Here is a 13938-nt window from a genome sequence, read left to right on the forward strand (position 1 = left end):
ATCGACAAAGGATATGCGATTTGACTCTTCCCTGACCCCTTCGCACCCTCATGACCGCGCTCATCGCGCTGCTGCTGGTGGGCCTGTCATCCGGCAGCAACGCCACGAACGGCAGCGGCGCTACTGCGCGCATCGACGGCAAGGTCGTCTCGCCGTCGGGCGAACCCGTGCCGGGGGCGCGGGTCTATCTGGTCGACACTTTTCTGGCGGCCGTGGCCGAGCGTGACGGCAGTTTCGCGATCACCGACGTGCCCCCGGCGAATACGTCCTCTCCGCGTCGCGCCCTGATCGCGAGACCAGGCTGGTGCCGATGGCCGTGGCGGGGGGCGACGACCGGACGGTCACGCTGACGCTCGGCCCCAATCGCCATCTGGAGGCCGCCGCCGCCCGTTACCGCGACCCACCGCCCGAACGCCTGCCGCAGAAGCGGGTCTATCTCGACTCGGTCGGCCGGGCGAATGACGGCGCGCCCAACATCGTCGTCATACTGTTCGACGACATGGGCTATGGCGATATCGGCGCATACGGCAATCCCCTCGCGCGGACTCCGGCGATCGACCGCCTTGCCGCCGGCGGCGTGAAGCTCACGCAGTTCTATGCAACCTCGCCGCGGTGCAGCCCGTCTAGGGTCGGGCTGATGACCGGACGCTATCCGGTCCGCGCACTCTCGCATCATTGTGTCTTCGCCCCCAAGGGATCGCTGGAGGAGATGGCGCTCCACGCCAACTGTCTGATCACCCACATCCTGGCCGACGAGATCCGGCTGCCGGAGATCCTCTCGGCCGCGGGCTACCGGACCGGCATCATCGGCAAATGGCATCTGGGCAAGGAGCCGGGCTTCTTCCCCAACGAACTCGGCTTCCAGAGCGCATTCGGCCCGATGCACAGCAACAACAAGAAGCCGTTCAACATCTATCGCAACGGCACCGTCGAGATCGCCACCAAGGATGTCGACCAGAGCAGGCTGACCGCGCTCTACAAGAGCGAGGCAGTGAAATTCATCGAAAAGACCGGCGACGGGCCCTTCTTCCTCTATATGTCGCATACCTTCCCGCATGAGCCGCACCACGCCGATCCCGACCATCGCGGCCATACCCCCGGCGGCGAATCTGGCGACATGATCGCCGATCTCGACCGGAACGTCGCCGCCATCATGGCGGCGCTCGAACGGCGGGACGTCGCGAAGAACACGCTGGTGATCGTGACCAGCGACAATGGCAGCGGCTTTGTGTCGAGCGTCGGCAATCTGCGCGGCCGCAAGGGCGACACGTTCGGGGGCGGGATGCGCGTGCCCGGCATCTTCCACTGGCCCGGCCGCCTGCCCAAGGGCAAGGTCCGCGCCGGCATGGCGATGCAGATCGACCTGCTCCCGGCCCTGCTGTTGGTGGCGGGGATCGTGCCGCCGGCATACCGCGTGATCGACAGCCGGAACCTGATGCCGCTATTGACGGGCAAGACCGCGTCGATCCACGACTATCTCTATAATTTCACGCCCTACGTCGGCGGCGCGGAAGCGGTTCGGGACGAGCATTTCAAATGGCGTGCGCCCGCGCTCATGGAACAGGGGGACTTCTACTATCCCGCGCCGATGCCGATCCATTCCACCTTTTCCCGGCCGATACTGACGGACATTCACCGCGACAATGAATCGTACGACCTCAGCAATCGCTACCCCGCCGACCAGGCCAGGCTGGACGCCGCGCTCAAGGCTTTCCGCGCGGGGCTAGACGAAAATGTCACGGGCCGAAAGAGAGACTGACGACAGCTTCCAGTTCGATCTTGGCGCCATAGTGAAGCGCCGGTACCGGCACGATCGCGCGCGCCGGACGATGCGCGCCGAAATAGCTGGCGTAGATCGCATTGATCGTCGGCCAGTCGCCAATGTCGGTGACATAGACGGTGACCTTGGCGACGTCGTGCAGCGCGGCCCCGGCGGCTCCGGCGATGGCGGCCAGTGCATCGAGAACGCGCTCGGCCTGGCGTTCGACGGGTATGGCCGGGTCGCTGTCGGGGGCGATGCCCAGCTGGCCCGAAACGAACAACAGGTCGCCCGCGCGGCAGGCCTGCGCATAATGTCCGGCGGGCGGCGGCGCGTAATCGGTATGGATGGTCTCAACGGGCATCACGGTCTCCAGGCAGGGCTCAGGGATAGATCGTCGGCACCCGGTTCAGCCGGCACTGTCCCGTCCTCTGCACCGGGCCACGGTGTCGGCCAGCAGGTCCGCGGGCAGCGCCCAGACGGTATTACCACCCCGCCCGGTTATCGTTTCGGCCGCGATGAGGGCGTTCAGGACGGCGCTCTCCACCGCGGCGATGGTCGCGGCAAACAGGGGCGAGATCGCCTCGTTGGGGATCATGTTCAGCTGCCTGATGATGTTGGTCGGTTGACCGGGCAGCAGATTGCCGGTCGCAAAGGCGATCGCGAAATCGCCGCTGCCGTTGTTGCCGGTGCCGCCGACGCGGCCAAGCCCGACGATCGCGCGCTGCGCCAGGCGGCGGCACTGAATCGGGATCAGCGGCGCATCGGTCGCGATCACGATCTGAACCGAGCCGCTCTCCGCGTCGGAGGGACGCATGAACGGGGGCAGCTGAATGTAGGGATCGTCGGGCGACAGACGCGGAAACGGCACCTTGTCCGCACCGATATGGTCGCCGACGTTCAGGCCGTCGAAGCGAAGATCCTCACGCCGCCCGTGATTGGTCTGCACCAGCGCACCGACGGTAAATTGTCCATAAGCGGTGTTGGCGATCTTTGACGCCGTGCCGATGCCGCCCTTGACCAGATATCCGACGACTCCGGTTCCTGCGCCCACATTGCCTTCCGCGACGGGCCCGGTCCTGAGATTGGCCAGCGCCTGCTCGACATGCTCGGGGCGCAAGGGGCCAGCGGGTCCGTCGGACAGCAGGAAATCGTTGGTCTCGCCGATCACCGGAATCTGGAAGCGCCGCTTGGGCCCGGCGAGCGTGGTCAGGCGCAGGACGGTGTCGCGCACCATGCCCAGCGAAAAGGTGCCGGTCAGCCCGATCGGCGAATTCAGGACGCCCGTCTCGTCGAGCCATTGCAGCCCGGACACCTCGCCAAAGCCGTTGTAGCGATGATAGCCGGCAAAGACATGCTGCTCCCAGCTTGGCGCGGGCACCGGCTGGACGAAGGTGATGCCCGTGCGCGCCACCACGGGCGCGTCGGCGATCACGGTAGCATGGCCCACCTGGACGCCAGGTACGTCGGTGATGGCGTTTAACGGCCCCGGCGCATCGGGTCCGATGGAAATCCGGCCCGACCCGTCCCACTGCACTTGCCCGGAAATCGTCAAAGTTCAGCTCCTCTCGCGCGCACTTTATAGAATACCCATTCTATTCTTGTCCGCAAGGGCCGGCCACGTCGGGAAATCTATTTTCCAGTACCTGGTACCTCGCCGTCGTCTGAAATGGGTGGAAAGGAGACGTTTGCTCCCAATGACGTACCCCTCCAACGCCAACACGGCCATTCTCGACCGCTCGATCGAGGCGGCGAAAACCGGGCCGTTTACCCCAGAGACCAGCGCGACAGCCTTCGTGCGCGAGGCGGTGCGGCGTGTTGTCAGGGTCGGCCTTAGGTTCTCATTCATAGGCAGTCGGCGATGAATTGATTTCTGGTTCTGGCATTTCTGCGACGTCCGGCACACCTTCCTGTGCTGCATACGCCCTGACTTCGGTTGCCCGTTCCTCGATCTCTTTTGCGAAGAACGAGGGCCGCGTCATGGCGCGCAGCGGTTTGCCTTCCGGCAGGAGGTTCATCAGCCAGGGAAGGACCAGTTCTCCCTCATAGGGTTCCGGACGGATCGGCATCGCCAGTGAGGCCGGGAACCTGTCGGGGGACGAACGCCAGGCATCAGCGTAGGCAAGGCGGGTTGCCTGCGCATCCGCGCTGATCGTGGCGACCATGCGATCTTCGTAATGAACCGGCAGCTCCACCGTCAGGCCTGCGAAATTCCGGTAGCGGCAAGGCGCAGGCCGACAGCCTTGGCGGCAGCAAGCGCCTTGCCGAGTTGCGCAGCAGGCTTGCCCGCTTCCAGATCGACGATGAAGCGTTCGCCGCTGTTGATGGCGAGAGCCAGCTCCCGCTGGGTGAGGCCGAGGGCCTTGCGGGCAGCAGCGACGGCGGCGCCGAACTGGGTTGCGTTGTCGATTATGCCATTGTTACCGAACGGGAAGATTGCATGTGGGCTATCGGGTTCAAGAGGATTATTTCCCGATTGGGAAGTAATTACCCTGAATTGGCTGAAAGTAACGAAATTAGCCTATCTTCGAGCAGCGCATAGACATACCATGACGCCTCGAAGAAATGCCTGCCTTCAATCGCTTCATCCAGCCTTCCGATCATCTGCCGATACAGCGCAAACTTGCCCATGCATCCCCTTTCAACAGTTTCGGCGCCATCAAGGCATGATCCTGACTAAAACGCGCCTATGGTCTTATTGGGAAGATGGTCAACGAAAGGAGGTCATCATCTCAGGCGCCGAGAACCTGACAAGATCGGCTGGTCGGTTACTATTTGGCGCGAGCGAACACCCAATAAGCGGCGCCGAAGTCGTGTCGATGGCTTTGTTGGCGGACACTGTGATCGCTTTCCAGCCTCGGGCGGCCGGCGGCGATCGCAGTCTACACGCCGTGGCCAACCATCTTGGGCGGCTCGCCTGTTAGAAGGTCGATGAAGCGAATGCAGGTTTCAGGTCTATCCGAACCGCTTGCGTCCGAAGCTTGCACGAATGACTTGGGCTCCTGTCCGCAAATCATCCAGATAGTTCGACCATGCCTGCATCATCTTGACCCTCTCGGCCCAATGTTCTCCCCGCGCATAGGCGCGGCGGACATCGTTGCTTTCGACATGTCCAAGCTGGCGCTCGATCGCATCCGGATGCCATTTCCCCATTTCATTAAGCCGCGTGCTTGCCATCGCCCTGAACCCGTGAGCGGTCATCTGGGTCTTGTCGTACCCGAGACGGCGCAAGGCGGCATTCAGTGTGTTGTCAGTGATTGGCCGCTCCGAGGAGCGAATGCTCGGAAACAAGAACCGGCCGTCGCCGCTTATCGGCCATAGCTCTTCGAGCATTTCCATGACCTGCTTGGCGAGAGGCACACGGTGCGGGCGGCGCATTTTCGCTTTGTGAGCGGGAATGGTCCAGATCGCTGCATCCGCATCGAACTCTTGCCATTCAGCCTGTCGCAGCTCGCCGGGACGAACGAAAAGGTGTGGAGCGAGGCGAAGCGCAATCTGAACCGTAGGCTGACCCTCATACCCGTCGATCGCTCGCAGAAGGGCGCCGATGTCTCCAGGCTCCAACAGCGCGGAACGATGCGTGACCTGTGGCCGAATGAGGGCACCCCGAAGGTCGATGGCAACGTCGCGCGGCGCGCGCCCAGTCGCGACGGCAAAACGGAAGAGCGTGCCGAACGTCCCGCGCAACCGATTCGCAGTTTCGTAGCGGCCCCGAACTTCGATTTTACGAAGCACCTCCAGGAGGTCCGTCGCTGTAATTTCGGCGATGGGACGATCGCCAAGGCGCGGATAGGAGAACTCCATCAGCCACCGGTTTTTCTTGAGCGTCGCTGCTGCGCGTCCCTGGAGCTCGAGGCGTTCCAGCCACTCTTCGGCAATAGCCTTGAAGGTTTCCTGTTCGCGGACACGTTTTTCACGCTCGGCTTCCTTGCGCTGCTTCATCGGGTCGATGCCCGAAACCACGAGTTTCCGTGCAGCATCGCGCTTCTCGCGCGCCTCAGCGAGGCCGATGTCCGGATAGACGCCGAGGGCCATCGTCTTCTGTTTGCCGTCGAAGCGGTAGTTGTAGCGCCAATACTTCCGGCCGTCGGGGTTCACGAGAAGCACGAGACCCGGAGAATCGGTCAGCTTGTACGGCTGCTGCCTGCCCTTCGCGTGCAGCACCGCCGCTGCGGATAGCGCCATGATGGTATCTCCCGTTCGAGTGTTGGCAGATACCATCATTTTTACCACTGAACGCTCTGGATACCAACAACCGGCCCTGAACTGCGCCGGACTCAAATCTCCGGAGAGCCGCAGAAATGCGTACTTTCTTGGACGGCTACGGACGGCTGTGGAGAACAAATGGTGCCCGGGGACGGAGTCGAACCGCCGACACTGCGATTTTCAGTCGCATGCTCTACCAACTGAGCTACCCGGGCACATTCCTGCGAACGCGGAATGAAGCGCGCCTCTTAATGGCCTGCGCAGGGCTTGTCCAGCACCTGCGCATCAATCCTCTGCAGGGGGTTCCTCATCGGAATGCACGGGCACGCGGTAGCGTTCGTCGAGCCACGAAATGAGGTCGCGGTCGCGGCAGAGCTGCGAGCAGAAGGGCTTGTGCGTGGGCGTTTCGGGCTTGCCGCAGACGGGGCAGCGGCCGAGGCGCGAGTCAGCTTTGGGCGGCATGGACATGACCGGCTTGTAGCGCGAGCGCGGCATCTTCGGCCAGCACGACCTGCGCACCGATACGGCGTTCGAGTTCGGTGACCAACGGCGCGTGCGCGCGCAGCCACGCGGTGACGCGTGGTGCGGCGGTGAGCGTGCGAGGCCCTGCCCCCGGCGTCCGCGCGGCAAGGTGCAGGAGCGCAAGCGCGGCGGTTTCGAGCCGTGCGTTCTGCACAAGCTCGACGATCGAAGCGCGCGGGCGCGGGCGTACGATCTGGAGGAAGCCGAAGCCGTTTACGGCCGTACGCTCGAAGGGCTGCGGGAGCAGGCTGTCGACAAGGTCGGCAGCCGCCTGACGCGCGACCTTGTCGCGCAGCGTCGGTAGGTCGATGCCGATGGAGCCGCCGATGTCGAACCGCCGGATCACGGCAACGGCGGCGCGAACCCCGGCCAGGGCGAGATCGACCGCGGGGAGATCGCCATCGATGTCGATGGTTGTCATCGCCGGGGTCGGCACGATCGCGAGGCTGCCGCCGGTAAATGCGACATGGCCGCTTTCGGCGTCCGCAATCGCGTCTCCCCAACCATAATCATCCAGCGTTTCCCCGTGACCGAGCACGCGCGCGCCCGGAGGATCGAATGCAGGCGCCGCGATCAGCCCCGGCGTAGCGCCCGCAACGCCTTCCGCGCGCGCCTTTGCAATCCGCGGACGGCCACGCTCCGGGATCGGCTCGCGCGCCACGATGACCCGCACGAGCCCGCCTTCGGCAAGATCGGCGGGAACGGGTTCGAGCAGCGCTTCATGATCGCCCAGCAGGACGATGCCGCGCCGCGCGCCAAGCTTCGCTGTCAGCCGCGCATCCCATATTTCGCCCACGCGGGGGGCGCCTTCGCGACCGATCCGCATTTCGGCGATCTCGCCAGCCTCGACAAGCGCGGCGCGGGTTTCGCCGATGCCGCGCTCGATCAGCCATTCAGCCATCGGAAGGGGCGATGCCGGACGCGGCGAGAAGCGCCGATGTCTCGTAGAGCGGCAGGCCGACGACCCCCGAATAGCTGCCCGAGAGAAAGCGCACGAAGGCGGCGGCACTGCCCTGGACCGCATAGCCGCCCGCCTTGCCGCGTCCTTCGCCCGCACGGACATAAGCATCGATCTCGGCGTCCGAGAGTCGCTTGAAGGTGACGATGGTTTCGGCAACACGCTCCCGCAGGCGCCCTTCGGCATCGATGACCGCGACGGCGCTGTAAACGCGGTGCCGCCGCCCCGAAAGCAGGGTGAGGCATTGCCGGACGATCTCGTCGGTGTCCGCGGGGGGCAGAATACGTCGGCCTGCGGCGACCGTGGTGTCGCCGGCGATCACCACCTCGCCGGGCTCCCGCTGCACGGCGGCGGCCTTTTCTGCGGCAAGACGCACGGCGTAGTCACGCGGCAGTTCGCCGCGCCGGGGCGTTTCGTCAATGTCGGGCGAAAGCGTGCGCGCCGGAACGAGACCGATCTGTTCGAGAAGGGCGCGGCGGCGCGGGCTCGATGAGGCAAGGACCAGCGCCGGCACAGGACAGTTCCGTTACTTGAAGCGGTAGGTGATGCGGCCCTTGGTGAGGTCGTAGGGCGTCAGTTCGACGAGCACTTCGTCGCCGACGAGCACGCGAATGCGGTTCTTGCGCATCTTACCGGCGGTGTGGCCCAAAATCTCGTGATCGTTTTCAAGTTTGACCCGGAACATCGCGTTGGGGAGCAGTTCAGTGACCATCCCCCGCATTTCCAGAAGTTCTTCCTTCGCCATTCAGTCTCCTTGCGCGGGCAAGCGTGCCCGCAAATGCTGCCTGCCCTTGGCGGAAAAGGCGCAGAAACGCAAGGTTGCTGTTGGCGAAGGGTTCAGCGGCGCCGGAGACGCCGCGCGTTTGCGGTGACGCGGCTGTGCACGGGGGCAAGCGCGTTTTCGGCAGCCTCCATGGGGTCGCGGGCGCGCGCCGCACCCATCATGCCGCGCGTGAAGGCATCGACCTTTTCCGGCACCATGCGATTGAATTCCTTGGCATCGAAGGCTTCCGGGAAGATCGCCGCGTTGCCGAACATGGCGCTACGCTCTGCGATCACGACCATCGAGGCCGACCAGGTTTCCATCGACATACGCCACAATCGGACCATCTGCGGACCCGAATACCACCAGTCGACCATACACACCCCGCATGTTTATCCGCACCGGCGAACCGCCGACTCCGTTGCGGCGCAGCACCGCCTTCTTTACAGGCAGTCGCGATGAAAACGGAACTGGTCTTTGCAATCCCTAAGGGACGCATCCTTGAAGAAGCGTTGCCGCTGCTTGCGCGCGCTGGAATCGAGCCCGAACCCGCATTCGCGGACGAGAACAGCCGCGCGCTGCAGTTCGCCACGAACGTGCCGGGGCTTTCACTGATCCGCGTGCGCGCCTTTGACGTCGCGACCTTCGTGGCGCACGGCGCAGCAGACCTCGGCATCGCGGGCAACGACGTGCTGATGGAGTTCGCTTACTCCGAGATCTACGCGCCCGTGGACCTCGGCATCGGACACTGCAGGCTTTCGGTGGCCGAACCCGCGGAGATGGCAGCGGGCGACGATCCGCGCAGCTGGAGCCACGTGCGCGTCGCAACGAAGTATCCGAACCTCACCAGCCAGCACTTCGCCGCGCGAGGCGTGCAGGCGGAGTGCGTGAAGCTGAACGGCGCGATGGAACTCGCGCCGAAGCTCGGCCTGACGCAGCGCATCGTCGATCTCGTGTCGAGCGGACGGACGCTGAAGGAAAACGGCCTTGTCGAGGTGGAGAAGATCGCCGAGGTGACGAGCAGATTGATCGTCAACCGCGCCGCCTTCAAGACCAAGGCGGCAGCGATCACGCCGTGGATCGAGCGCTTCCGGGAGGCCGCCGGTGCCGCTTGAGCTTTCCAGCGCCGACGCGGATTTCGCGGCACGCTTCGCGACCTTCGTCGAGGCCGGGCGCGAGACGGCAACCGATGTTTCAGCGGCGGTTTCCGGGATCATCGCCGATGTTCGCCAACGCGGCGATGCGGCGCTTTTCGAACTGACGCGGCGCTTCGACCGCACGGATGTGACGACGCTGCGCTTCACTGAAGCTGAAATCAGCGCCGCGAAGGATCAGATCGAACCCGACCTTCGCGCTGCGCTCGAGCTCGCGGCGGAGCGCGTCCGCGCGTTCCACGTCGGGCAGCTTCCCGCCGACCATGACGCGGTGGACGCCGCCGGGGTGCGGGCAGGATGGCGCTGGTCGGCGATCGACGACGTGGGCATCTACGTGCCGGGCGGGCTCGCCAGCTATCCTTCGACCGTGCTGATGAACGCCATCCCCGCGAAGGTCGCGGGCGTGCGCCGGCTGGTGATGACGACGCCGACGCCGGGCGGTGAAGTCAATCCTCTGGTGCTTTATGCCGCCAGCCTCGCGGGTGTCGACGAGATCTACCGCGTCGGCGGCGCACAGGCGATCGCGGCGCTGACCTTCGGGACGGACACGATCCGCCGCGTCGACAAGATCACCGGTCCCGGCAATGCCTACGTCGCCGAAGCCAAGCGGCAACTTTTTGGGCGCGTCGGCATCGACATGGTCGCCGGGCCTTCGGAAATCCTGGTCGTGGCCGACAGCGCCGCGAACCCGGACTGGCTCGCTGCCGATCTGCTGAGCCAGGCGGAGCATGACCGCGTCGCGCAGGCGATCCTGATTACCGACAATGCGGACCTTGCCGCACGGACGGCGAAGGCCGTGAACGCGGCGCTCGACGAGCTTGATGCCGATGTCGCCCGCGAAAGCTGGGCACGCTTCGGCGCGATCATCACGGTGGGCAGCCTCGACGAAGCCCCCGCGCTGATCGACGCGCTCGCGCCCGAACACCTCGCGCTCAGCATCGCGGACCCGCAGGCCATGTTCGCGCGCGTGCGCCACGCGGGCTCGGTGTTCATGGGCTACCGCACGCCCGAGGCAATCGGCGACTATCTCGGCGGGCCGAACCACACGCTGCCGACAGGGCGCCGCGCGCGCTTCTCATCCGGGCTTTCAGTCGCAGACTTCATGAAGCGCACGACCTTCCTCGACTGCTCAGCCGAAGCCTTCGCCGCCATCGGCCCCGCCGCAGCCCGCCTTGCCAAAGCGGAAGGCTTGCCCGCGCACGCGCTTTCGGTGACGCGCCGCCTGGGGTGAGGGTGCGACACCCTTTCCTCGCGACAACAGAGGCCTGCGAGGGCTAGGGGAGCAGGCGTGAACACGATGCACGCGACCTTGCTGCGATACCGTTGGCTTGCGGTCTGGCTGGCCGCCGCAACGTTGCTTGTGAAGATTCTGGTGCCCACCGGCTTCATGCCTGCCGTCGTCGACGGCGTGATGGTCATCGAGCTTTGCACGGGCGATGGACTGAAATCGGTCGCCGTCGCCACACCCACCGAGAGCAAACATAAGGGCGGCAACGACATGCCGTGCGCTTTCGCGGAGCTTGCCGCACCGATGATGGGTGCGATCGACCCCGCCCTGCTTGCGCTGGCGCTCGTTTTCATCCTCGCCGCCGCGCTGCACACCCCACAGCAAGCGCCGCGCACCGCCGCGATGCGGCTGAGGCCGCCGCTGCGCGGACCGCCGGGCCTTAGCGTCCGCAGCTAGGCTACCACCGGCGCCGCGCGGCGCCCCCTCTTCTGCGGACGCATCTCCACCGCCTGCCGGGCCATCCGCGCCCGGCCGTTGCCCCAAAGCACAGGATGGAGTTTTCATGTCCCGCACCTCTTTTGCCGCGCTCGCGGCCGCGCTCGCCGTTGCTACGCCCGCAGCCGCCGATCCGACCGCGCTTCCCGACATCGACGTCGATTCCGAAAAAGCCCCTGCCGCTGCCGAAACGCTCTCGAAAGACGGCATTGCCGTAACGCGCAGCAGCGACACCGGCGCGCTGCTTTCGCGCATCCCCGGCGTTTCCGCGTATGGCGCGGGCGGGTTTTCCAGCCTGCCGACGATCCGCGGTCTCAATGGCCCGCGCATCTCGATCCGCATCGACGGCGCACCGATCGACAGCGCCTGCCCCAACGACATGAACCCGCCGCTGTCCTACACCGACCCGCAGACCATCGACGCTGTGAGCGTGATCACCGGCGTATCGCCCGTCTCGATGGGCGGCGACAGCATCGGCGGCGTCATCTCGGTCGAGACCGCAACCCCGCGTTTCGCGGCGGCGGTCCAGACGCTGGTGACGGGCGAAGTCTCCACCTTCTTCCGCAGCAACGGCGACGGCTTCGGCGGCGCCGCATCGCTGACCATCGCGGGCGACAAGACGAGCTTCACCTATGATGGATCCTTCACGCAGAGCGACAATTACAAGGGCGGCGGCAACGACGGCACGGTGCGATCCACCGAATACAAGAAGACCGACCACGCGCTCGGCTTCGCGGCGCAGACAGACGTGGGACTGTTCACACTGAAGGGCGGCTATCATTTCTCGCCCTACGAGGGCTTCCCGAACCAGTACATGGACATGACATCGAACCGCTCGTGGTTCCTGAACGGCGGCTGGAAAGGCACATTCGACTGGGGCGACATCGACCTTCGCGGCTATTGGCGCGACACCGACCACCGCATGAACTTCCTGGCCGACAAGGGCGGCACGGCAAGCGGCGGGATGCCGATGAACACCGAAGTGCATACACTCGGTTCCACGCTGAAGATCGACGTGCCGCTGAATGCGCGCGACACGCTGCGCGCAGGCAGCGAGTTCCACCGCCAATGGCTGGATGATTACTGGCCGCCGGTCGCGGGAAGCATGATGATGGGGCCGGACACCTACATAAACGTGAACGCCTCCAAACGCGACCGGCTCGGCAGCTTCGCCGAATGGGAAGCGAAATGGTCTCCCGCACTGACGACGACGATCGGCATTCGCAACGACCAGGTGTGGATGAACACGGGCGACGTGCAGCCTTATTCGACATCCATGATGAACATGGCGGACGCGATGGCGGCGACGGCGTTCAACGCCGCCGATCACAAACGCCACGACAGCAACTGGGGCTGGAGCGCGATCGCACGCTATGCGGCGAGCGACCGCGCGGCGCTGGAAATCGGCTACGCGCGCAAGGTGCGCTCGCCCAACGTCTACGTGCGCTACTCTTGGGGCCGGGGTTCGATGTCGAGCCGGATGATCGGCTGGTACGGCGACGGCAACGGCTACGTGGGGAATCTGGCACTGAAGCCCGAGAAGGCCGACACGCTGAGCGCTGCACTGAGCCTGAAGGGCGAAGGCGCCGAGAGCTGGTCGCTGAAGATCGCGCCGCATTACACGCGCGTCGACGATTATATCGACGCGGTGAAGCTGCAGGACTTCACCGACATGATGGGGATGCCGACCCCGTTCGCGCAGCTGCAGTTCGTGAACCAGGACGCCGAATTCTACGGCATCGACGTGTCGGGCGAACTGCCGCTTTGGGCGAGCAGCGCGGCAGGCCAGGCGAAGCTGACGGCGAGCGCGAGCTGGCTGCGCGGCAAGAACCGGGACGACGGCGGATCGCTCTATCACCAGATGCCGCTGAATGCCCGGATCGGCATCGAACACGCGCTCGGCGGCTGGGAAAACCTGATCGAGGTGGAGCTGGTCGACGACAAGACGCGTGTCGATGCGACACGCAACGAGCCCAGCACCAATGGCTACGCGCTGGTGAATGTGTCGACCGGCTACCGCTTCAGCAGCTACCGCATCAGCCTGGATGTGCAGAACCTGTTCGACACGGGCTACGACCTGCCGCTCGGCGGCAAGTCGCTTGGCGACTATGACGCGACCGGTGTGCTGCGGCCCGTGCCGGGGCGCGGCCGATCGGTAAACGTCGGGCTTTCGGCGGCGTTCTGAGTCCATGCGCGGGCGCGGTTCCGGCGGGCAAGCGGGCGGCGCGAGGATCACTCCGATCCTCGTGTCCGCCGCGCTGCACCTTGCCGTTGCCGCGTTCGTGGTCAGCGGGCGGGCGGACACGCCGCCCGTGCCCGCGCTACACACGGCTGCGATCACGCTGTTGCCGCCGGTTGCGGAACCCGACGCGGTGGTGACGCCCGCGCCCACGCGGGCCGCTCCGCCGGCACGCAGCACGGTGCCGCCGACAGCCGCGCCCGAGATTGCGGTGCCTTCGCCGCCCGCAATCCTGCCCGCCGCCCTGCCCGCCGTGCTGACGATCACGCCCCCGCCGCGACCCGAGATGCCCCCGCCTTCGAACACCGATGCCGTCCGCGACGACTATGCCCGGCGGCTGTGGCAGTGGATCGCTGCGCGGCGGCCGCGGGGCCTGCGACTGGCGGGCGAGGCGGTGGTCGCGTTCAGCGTCGCGCGGAGTGGCTCGATTTCCGACATTCAGCTCGTGCAGCCGAGCGGCAGCATGTCGCTCGACCGGCTGGCGCAGCGGACCGTGCGTCTTTCAGCGCCTGTCCCCCCACCGCCCGAAGCCCTGCCCGATGATGCGCTGCGCTTCACGTTGACGTTTCATTTTCGCTGATCCTGCGGTTTTCCGCTTTGCACAGGCCGCGCCG

At 65.4% G+C, this 13938-nt stretch carries 18 protein-coding genes and 1 tRNA gene; 8 read left to right on the top strand and 11 right to left on the bottom strand.

All coding sequences use genetic code 11. From position 1 onward, the window contains the following. Nucleotides 1–50: 50 nt before the first annotated feature. Together DFR51_RS16540 and DFR51_RS16545 are read left to right on the top strand one after the other, a co-directional pair. The gene (locus DFR51_RS16540; protein ID WP_121053262.1) at nucleotides 51–350 is read left to right on the top strand and encodes a carboxypeptidase regulatory-like domain-containing protein; all 300 of its coding nucleotides are present in this window, start codon (nucleotides 51–53) and stop codon (nucleotides 348–350) included. Continuing rightward, on the top strand, nucleotides 311–1759 hold the full coding sequence (locus DFR51_RS16545) for a sulfatase-like hydrolase/transferase (RefSeq protein WP_121053264.1): 1449 nt from the start codon (nucleotides 311–313) through the stop codon (nucleotides 1757–1759). Before DFR51_RS16540 ends, DFR51_RS16545 begins: the two co-directional genes overlap by 40 nt. Here the strand turns inward: DFR51_RS16545 and DFR51_RS16550 are convergent. From DFR51_RS16550 to DFR51_RS19435, 4 genes are all read right to left on the bottom strand, one after another. After that, nucleotides 1737–2123 (bottom strand): RidA family protein, encoded by a 387-nt coding sequence (locus DFR51_RS16550; RefSeq protein WP_121053266.1) that lies wholly within the window; start codon nucleotides 2121–2123, stop codon nucleotides 1737–1739. The genes DFR51_RS16545 and DFR51_RS16550 overlap by 23 nt on opposite strands. Before the next feature lie 45 nt (nucleotides 2124–2168). Beyond that, entirely contained in the window at nucleotides 2169–3314 is a 1146-nt protein-coding gene (locus tag DFR51_RS16555; protein ID WP_197723685.1) for a P1 family peptidase, read from the bottom strand. Between the two features lie 286 nt (nucleotides 3315–3600). Then, nucleotides 3601–3954: a HipA N-terminal domain-containing protein gene (locus tag DFR51_RS19430; protein ID WP_243446577.1), complete on the bottom strand. Its 354-nt coding sequence runs from the start codon at nucleotides 3952–3954 to the stop codon at nucleotides 3601–3603. Between the two features lie 2 nt (nucleotides 3955–3956). After that, nucleotides 3957–4085, bottom strand: a complete 129-nt coding sequence (locus tag DFR51_RS19435; protein WP_243445627.1) for a hypothetical protein — start codon at nucleotides 4083–4085, stop codon at nucleotides 3957–3959. On the opposite strand from DFR51_RS19435, the gene DFR51_RS19440 reads away from it, so the two are divergent. After that, complete coding sequence (locus DFR51_RS19440; protein ID WP_243445546.1) at nucleotides 4029–4301, top strand: hypothetical protein; 273 nt, start codon at nucleotides 4029–4031, stop codon at nucleotides 4299–4301. The genes DFR51_RS19435 and DFR51_RS19440 overlap by 57 nt on opposite strands. Nucleotides 4302–4714: 413 nt before the next feature. Here DFR51_RS19440 and DFR51_RS16580 read toward each other — a convergent pair whose 3' ends face one another. From DFR51_RS16580 to DFR51_RS16610, 7 genes are all read right to left on the bottom strand, one after another. Then, the gene (locus tag DFR51_RS16580) at nucleotides 4715–5944 is read right to left on the bottom strand and encodes a tyrosine-type recombinase/integrase (protein WP_121053274.1); all 1230 of its coding nucleotides are present in this window, start codon (nucleotides 5942–5944) and stop codon (nucleotides 4715–4717) included. 160 nt (nucleotides 5945–6104) lie between these two features. Next, nucleotides 6105–6180: transfer RNA gene (locus DFR51_RS16585), tRNA-Phe, on the bottom strand. Between the two features lie 70 nt (nucleotides 6181–6250). Next, nucleotides 6251–6433: a DNA gyrase inhibitor YacG gene (locus tag DFR51_RS16590; protein ID WP_197723684.1), complete on the bottom strand. Its 183-nt coding sequence runs from the start codon at nucleotides 6431–6433 to the stop codon at nucleotides 6251–6253. Further along, a complete protein-coding gene (locus DFR51_RS16595; protein ID WP_121053278.1) occupies nucleotides 6411–7388 on the bottom strand; it encodes an Rne/Rng family ribonuclease in 978 nt (325 codons plus the stop codon). Before DFR51_RS16595 ends, DFR51_RS16590 begins: the two co-directional genes overlap by 23 nt. Beyond that, the gene (locus DFR51_RS16600; protein WP_121053280.1) at nucleotides 7381–7959 is read right to left on the bottom strand and encodes a Maf family protein; all 579 of its coding nucleotides are present in this window, start codon (nucleotides 7957–7959) and stop codon (nucleotides 7381–7383) included. The genes DFR51_RS16595 and DFR51_RS16600 overlap by 8 nt, the downstream gene beginning before the upstream one ends. 12 nt (nucleotides 7960–7971) lie before the next feature. Next, nucleotides 7972–8190, bottom strand: a complete 219-nt coding sequence (gene infA, locus DFR51_RS16605; protein WP_121053282.1) for a translation initiation factor IF-1 — start codon at nucleotides 8188–8190, stop codon at nucleotides 7972–7974. 92 nt (nucleotides 8191–8282) lie between these two features. Beyond that, nucleotides 8283–8585: a hypothetical protein gene (locus DFR51_RS16610; protein ID WP_126494515.1), complete on the bottom strand. Its 303-nt coding sequence runs from the start codon at nucleotides 8583–8585 to the stop codon at nucleotides 8283–8285. An 81-nt stretch (nucleotides 8586–8666) separates the two neighbouring features. Between DFR51_RS16610 and hisG the strand changes: the two genes are divergently transcribed. The 5 genes from hisG to DFR51_RS19445 all read left to right on the top strand — a co-directional run bounded on the left by hisG (nucleotide 8667) and on the right by DFR51_RS19445 (nucleotide 13904). Next, the gene (hisG, locus tag DFR51_RS16615; protein WP_121053285.1) at nucleotides 8667–9323 is read left to right on the top strand and encodes an ATP phosphoribosyltransferase; all 657 of its coding nucleotides are present in this window, start codon (nucleotides 8667–8669) and stop codon (nucleotides 9321–9323) included. Then, nucleotides 9313–10593, top strand: coding sequence for a histidinol dehydrogenase (gene hisD / locus DFR51_RS16620; RefSeq protein WP_121053287.1), 1281 nt, complete (start codon nucleotides 9313–9315; stop codon nucleotides 10591–10593). Before hisG ends, hisD begins: the two co-directional genes overlap by 11 nt. A gap of 66 nt (nucleotides 10594–10659) precedes the next feature. Further along, nucleotides 10660–11046 (top strand): DUF2946 family protein, encoded by a 387-nt coding sequence (locus DFR51_RS16625; protein WP_121053423.1) that lies wholly within the window; start codon nucleotides 10660–10662, stop codon nucleotides 11044–11046. Between the two features lie 106 nt (nucleotides 11047–11152). Then, nucleotides 11153–13270, top strand: a complete 2118-nt coding sequence (locus DFR51_RS16630; RefSeq protein WP_121053289.1) for a TonB-dependent receptor — start codon at nucleotides 11153–11155, stop codon at nucleotides 13268–13270. A gap of 4 nt (nucleotides 13271–13274) precedes the next feature. After that, nucleotides 13275–13904: an energy transducer TonB family protein gene (locus DFR51_RS19445; RefSeq protein WP_243445545.1), complete on the top strand. Its 630-nt coding sequence runs from the start codon at nucleotides 13275–13277 to the stop codon at nucleotides 13902–13904. The last annotated feature ends 34 nt before the right edge of the window (nucleotides 13905–13938 follow it).

It is taken from the genome of Sphingosinicella microcystinivorans (assembly GCF_003634215.1).
GTDB classification, from domain to species: Bacteria; Pseudomonadota; Alphaproteobacteria; order Sphingomonadales; family Sphingomonadaceae; genus Sphingosinicella; species Sphingosinicella microcystinivorans.

Excerpts from the sequence above, each read along its gene's own strand:
- DFR51_RS16550 (WP_121053266.1), bottom strand. The coding sequence starts at position 2,123 with ATGCCCGTTGAGACCATCCATACCGATTACGCGCCGCCGCCCGCCGGA.
- DFR51_RS19445 (WP_243445545.1), top strand. The coding sequence starts at position 13,275 with ATGCGCGGGCGCGGTTCCGGCGGGCAAGCGGGCGGCGCGAGGATCACT.
- DFR51_RS16590 (WP_197723684.1), bottom strand. The coding sequence starts at position 6,433 with ATGTCCATGCCGCCCAAAGCTGACTCGCGCCTCGGCCGCTGCCCCGTC.
- DFR51_RS16595 (WP_121053278.1), bottom strand. The coding sequence starts at position 7,388 with ATGGCTGAATGGCTGATCGAGCGCGGCATCGGCGAAACCCGCGCCGCG.
- DFR51_RS16545 (WP_121053264.1), top strand. The coding sequence starts at position 311 with ATGGCCGTGGCGGGGGGCGACGACCGGACGGTCACGCTGACGCTCGGC.
- DFR51_RS16625 (WP_121053423.1), top strand. The coding sequence starts at position 10,660 with ATGCACGCGACCTTGCTGCGATACCGTTGGCTTGCGGTCTGGCTGGCC.
- infA (WP_121053282.1), bottom strand. The coding sequence starts at position 8,190 with ATGGCGAAGGAAGAACTTCTGGAAATGCGGGGGATGGTCACTGAACTG.
- DFR51_RS16610 (WP_126494515.1), bottom strand. The coding sequence starts at position 8,585 with ATGGTCGACTGGTGGTATTCGGGTCCGCAGATGGTCCGATTGTGGCGT.
- hisG (WP_121053285.1), top strand. The coding sequence starts at position 8,667 with ATGAAAACGGAACTGGTCTTTGCAATCCCTAAGGGACGCATCCTTGAA.
- DFR51_RS16580 (WP_121053274.1), bottom strand. The coding sequence starts at position 5,944 with ATGGCGCTATCCGCAGCGGCGGTGCTGCACGCGAAGGGCAGGCAGCAG.
- DFR51_RS16540 (WP_121053262.1), top strand. The coding sequence starts at position 51 with ATGACCGCGCTCATCGCGCTGCTGCTGGTGGGCCTGTCATCCGGCAGC.
- DFR51_RS16630 (WP_121053289.1), top strand. The coding sequence starts at position 11,153 with ATGTCCCGCACCTCTTTTGCCGCGCTCGCGGCCGCGCTCGCCGTTGCT.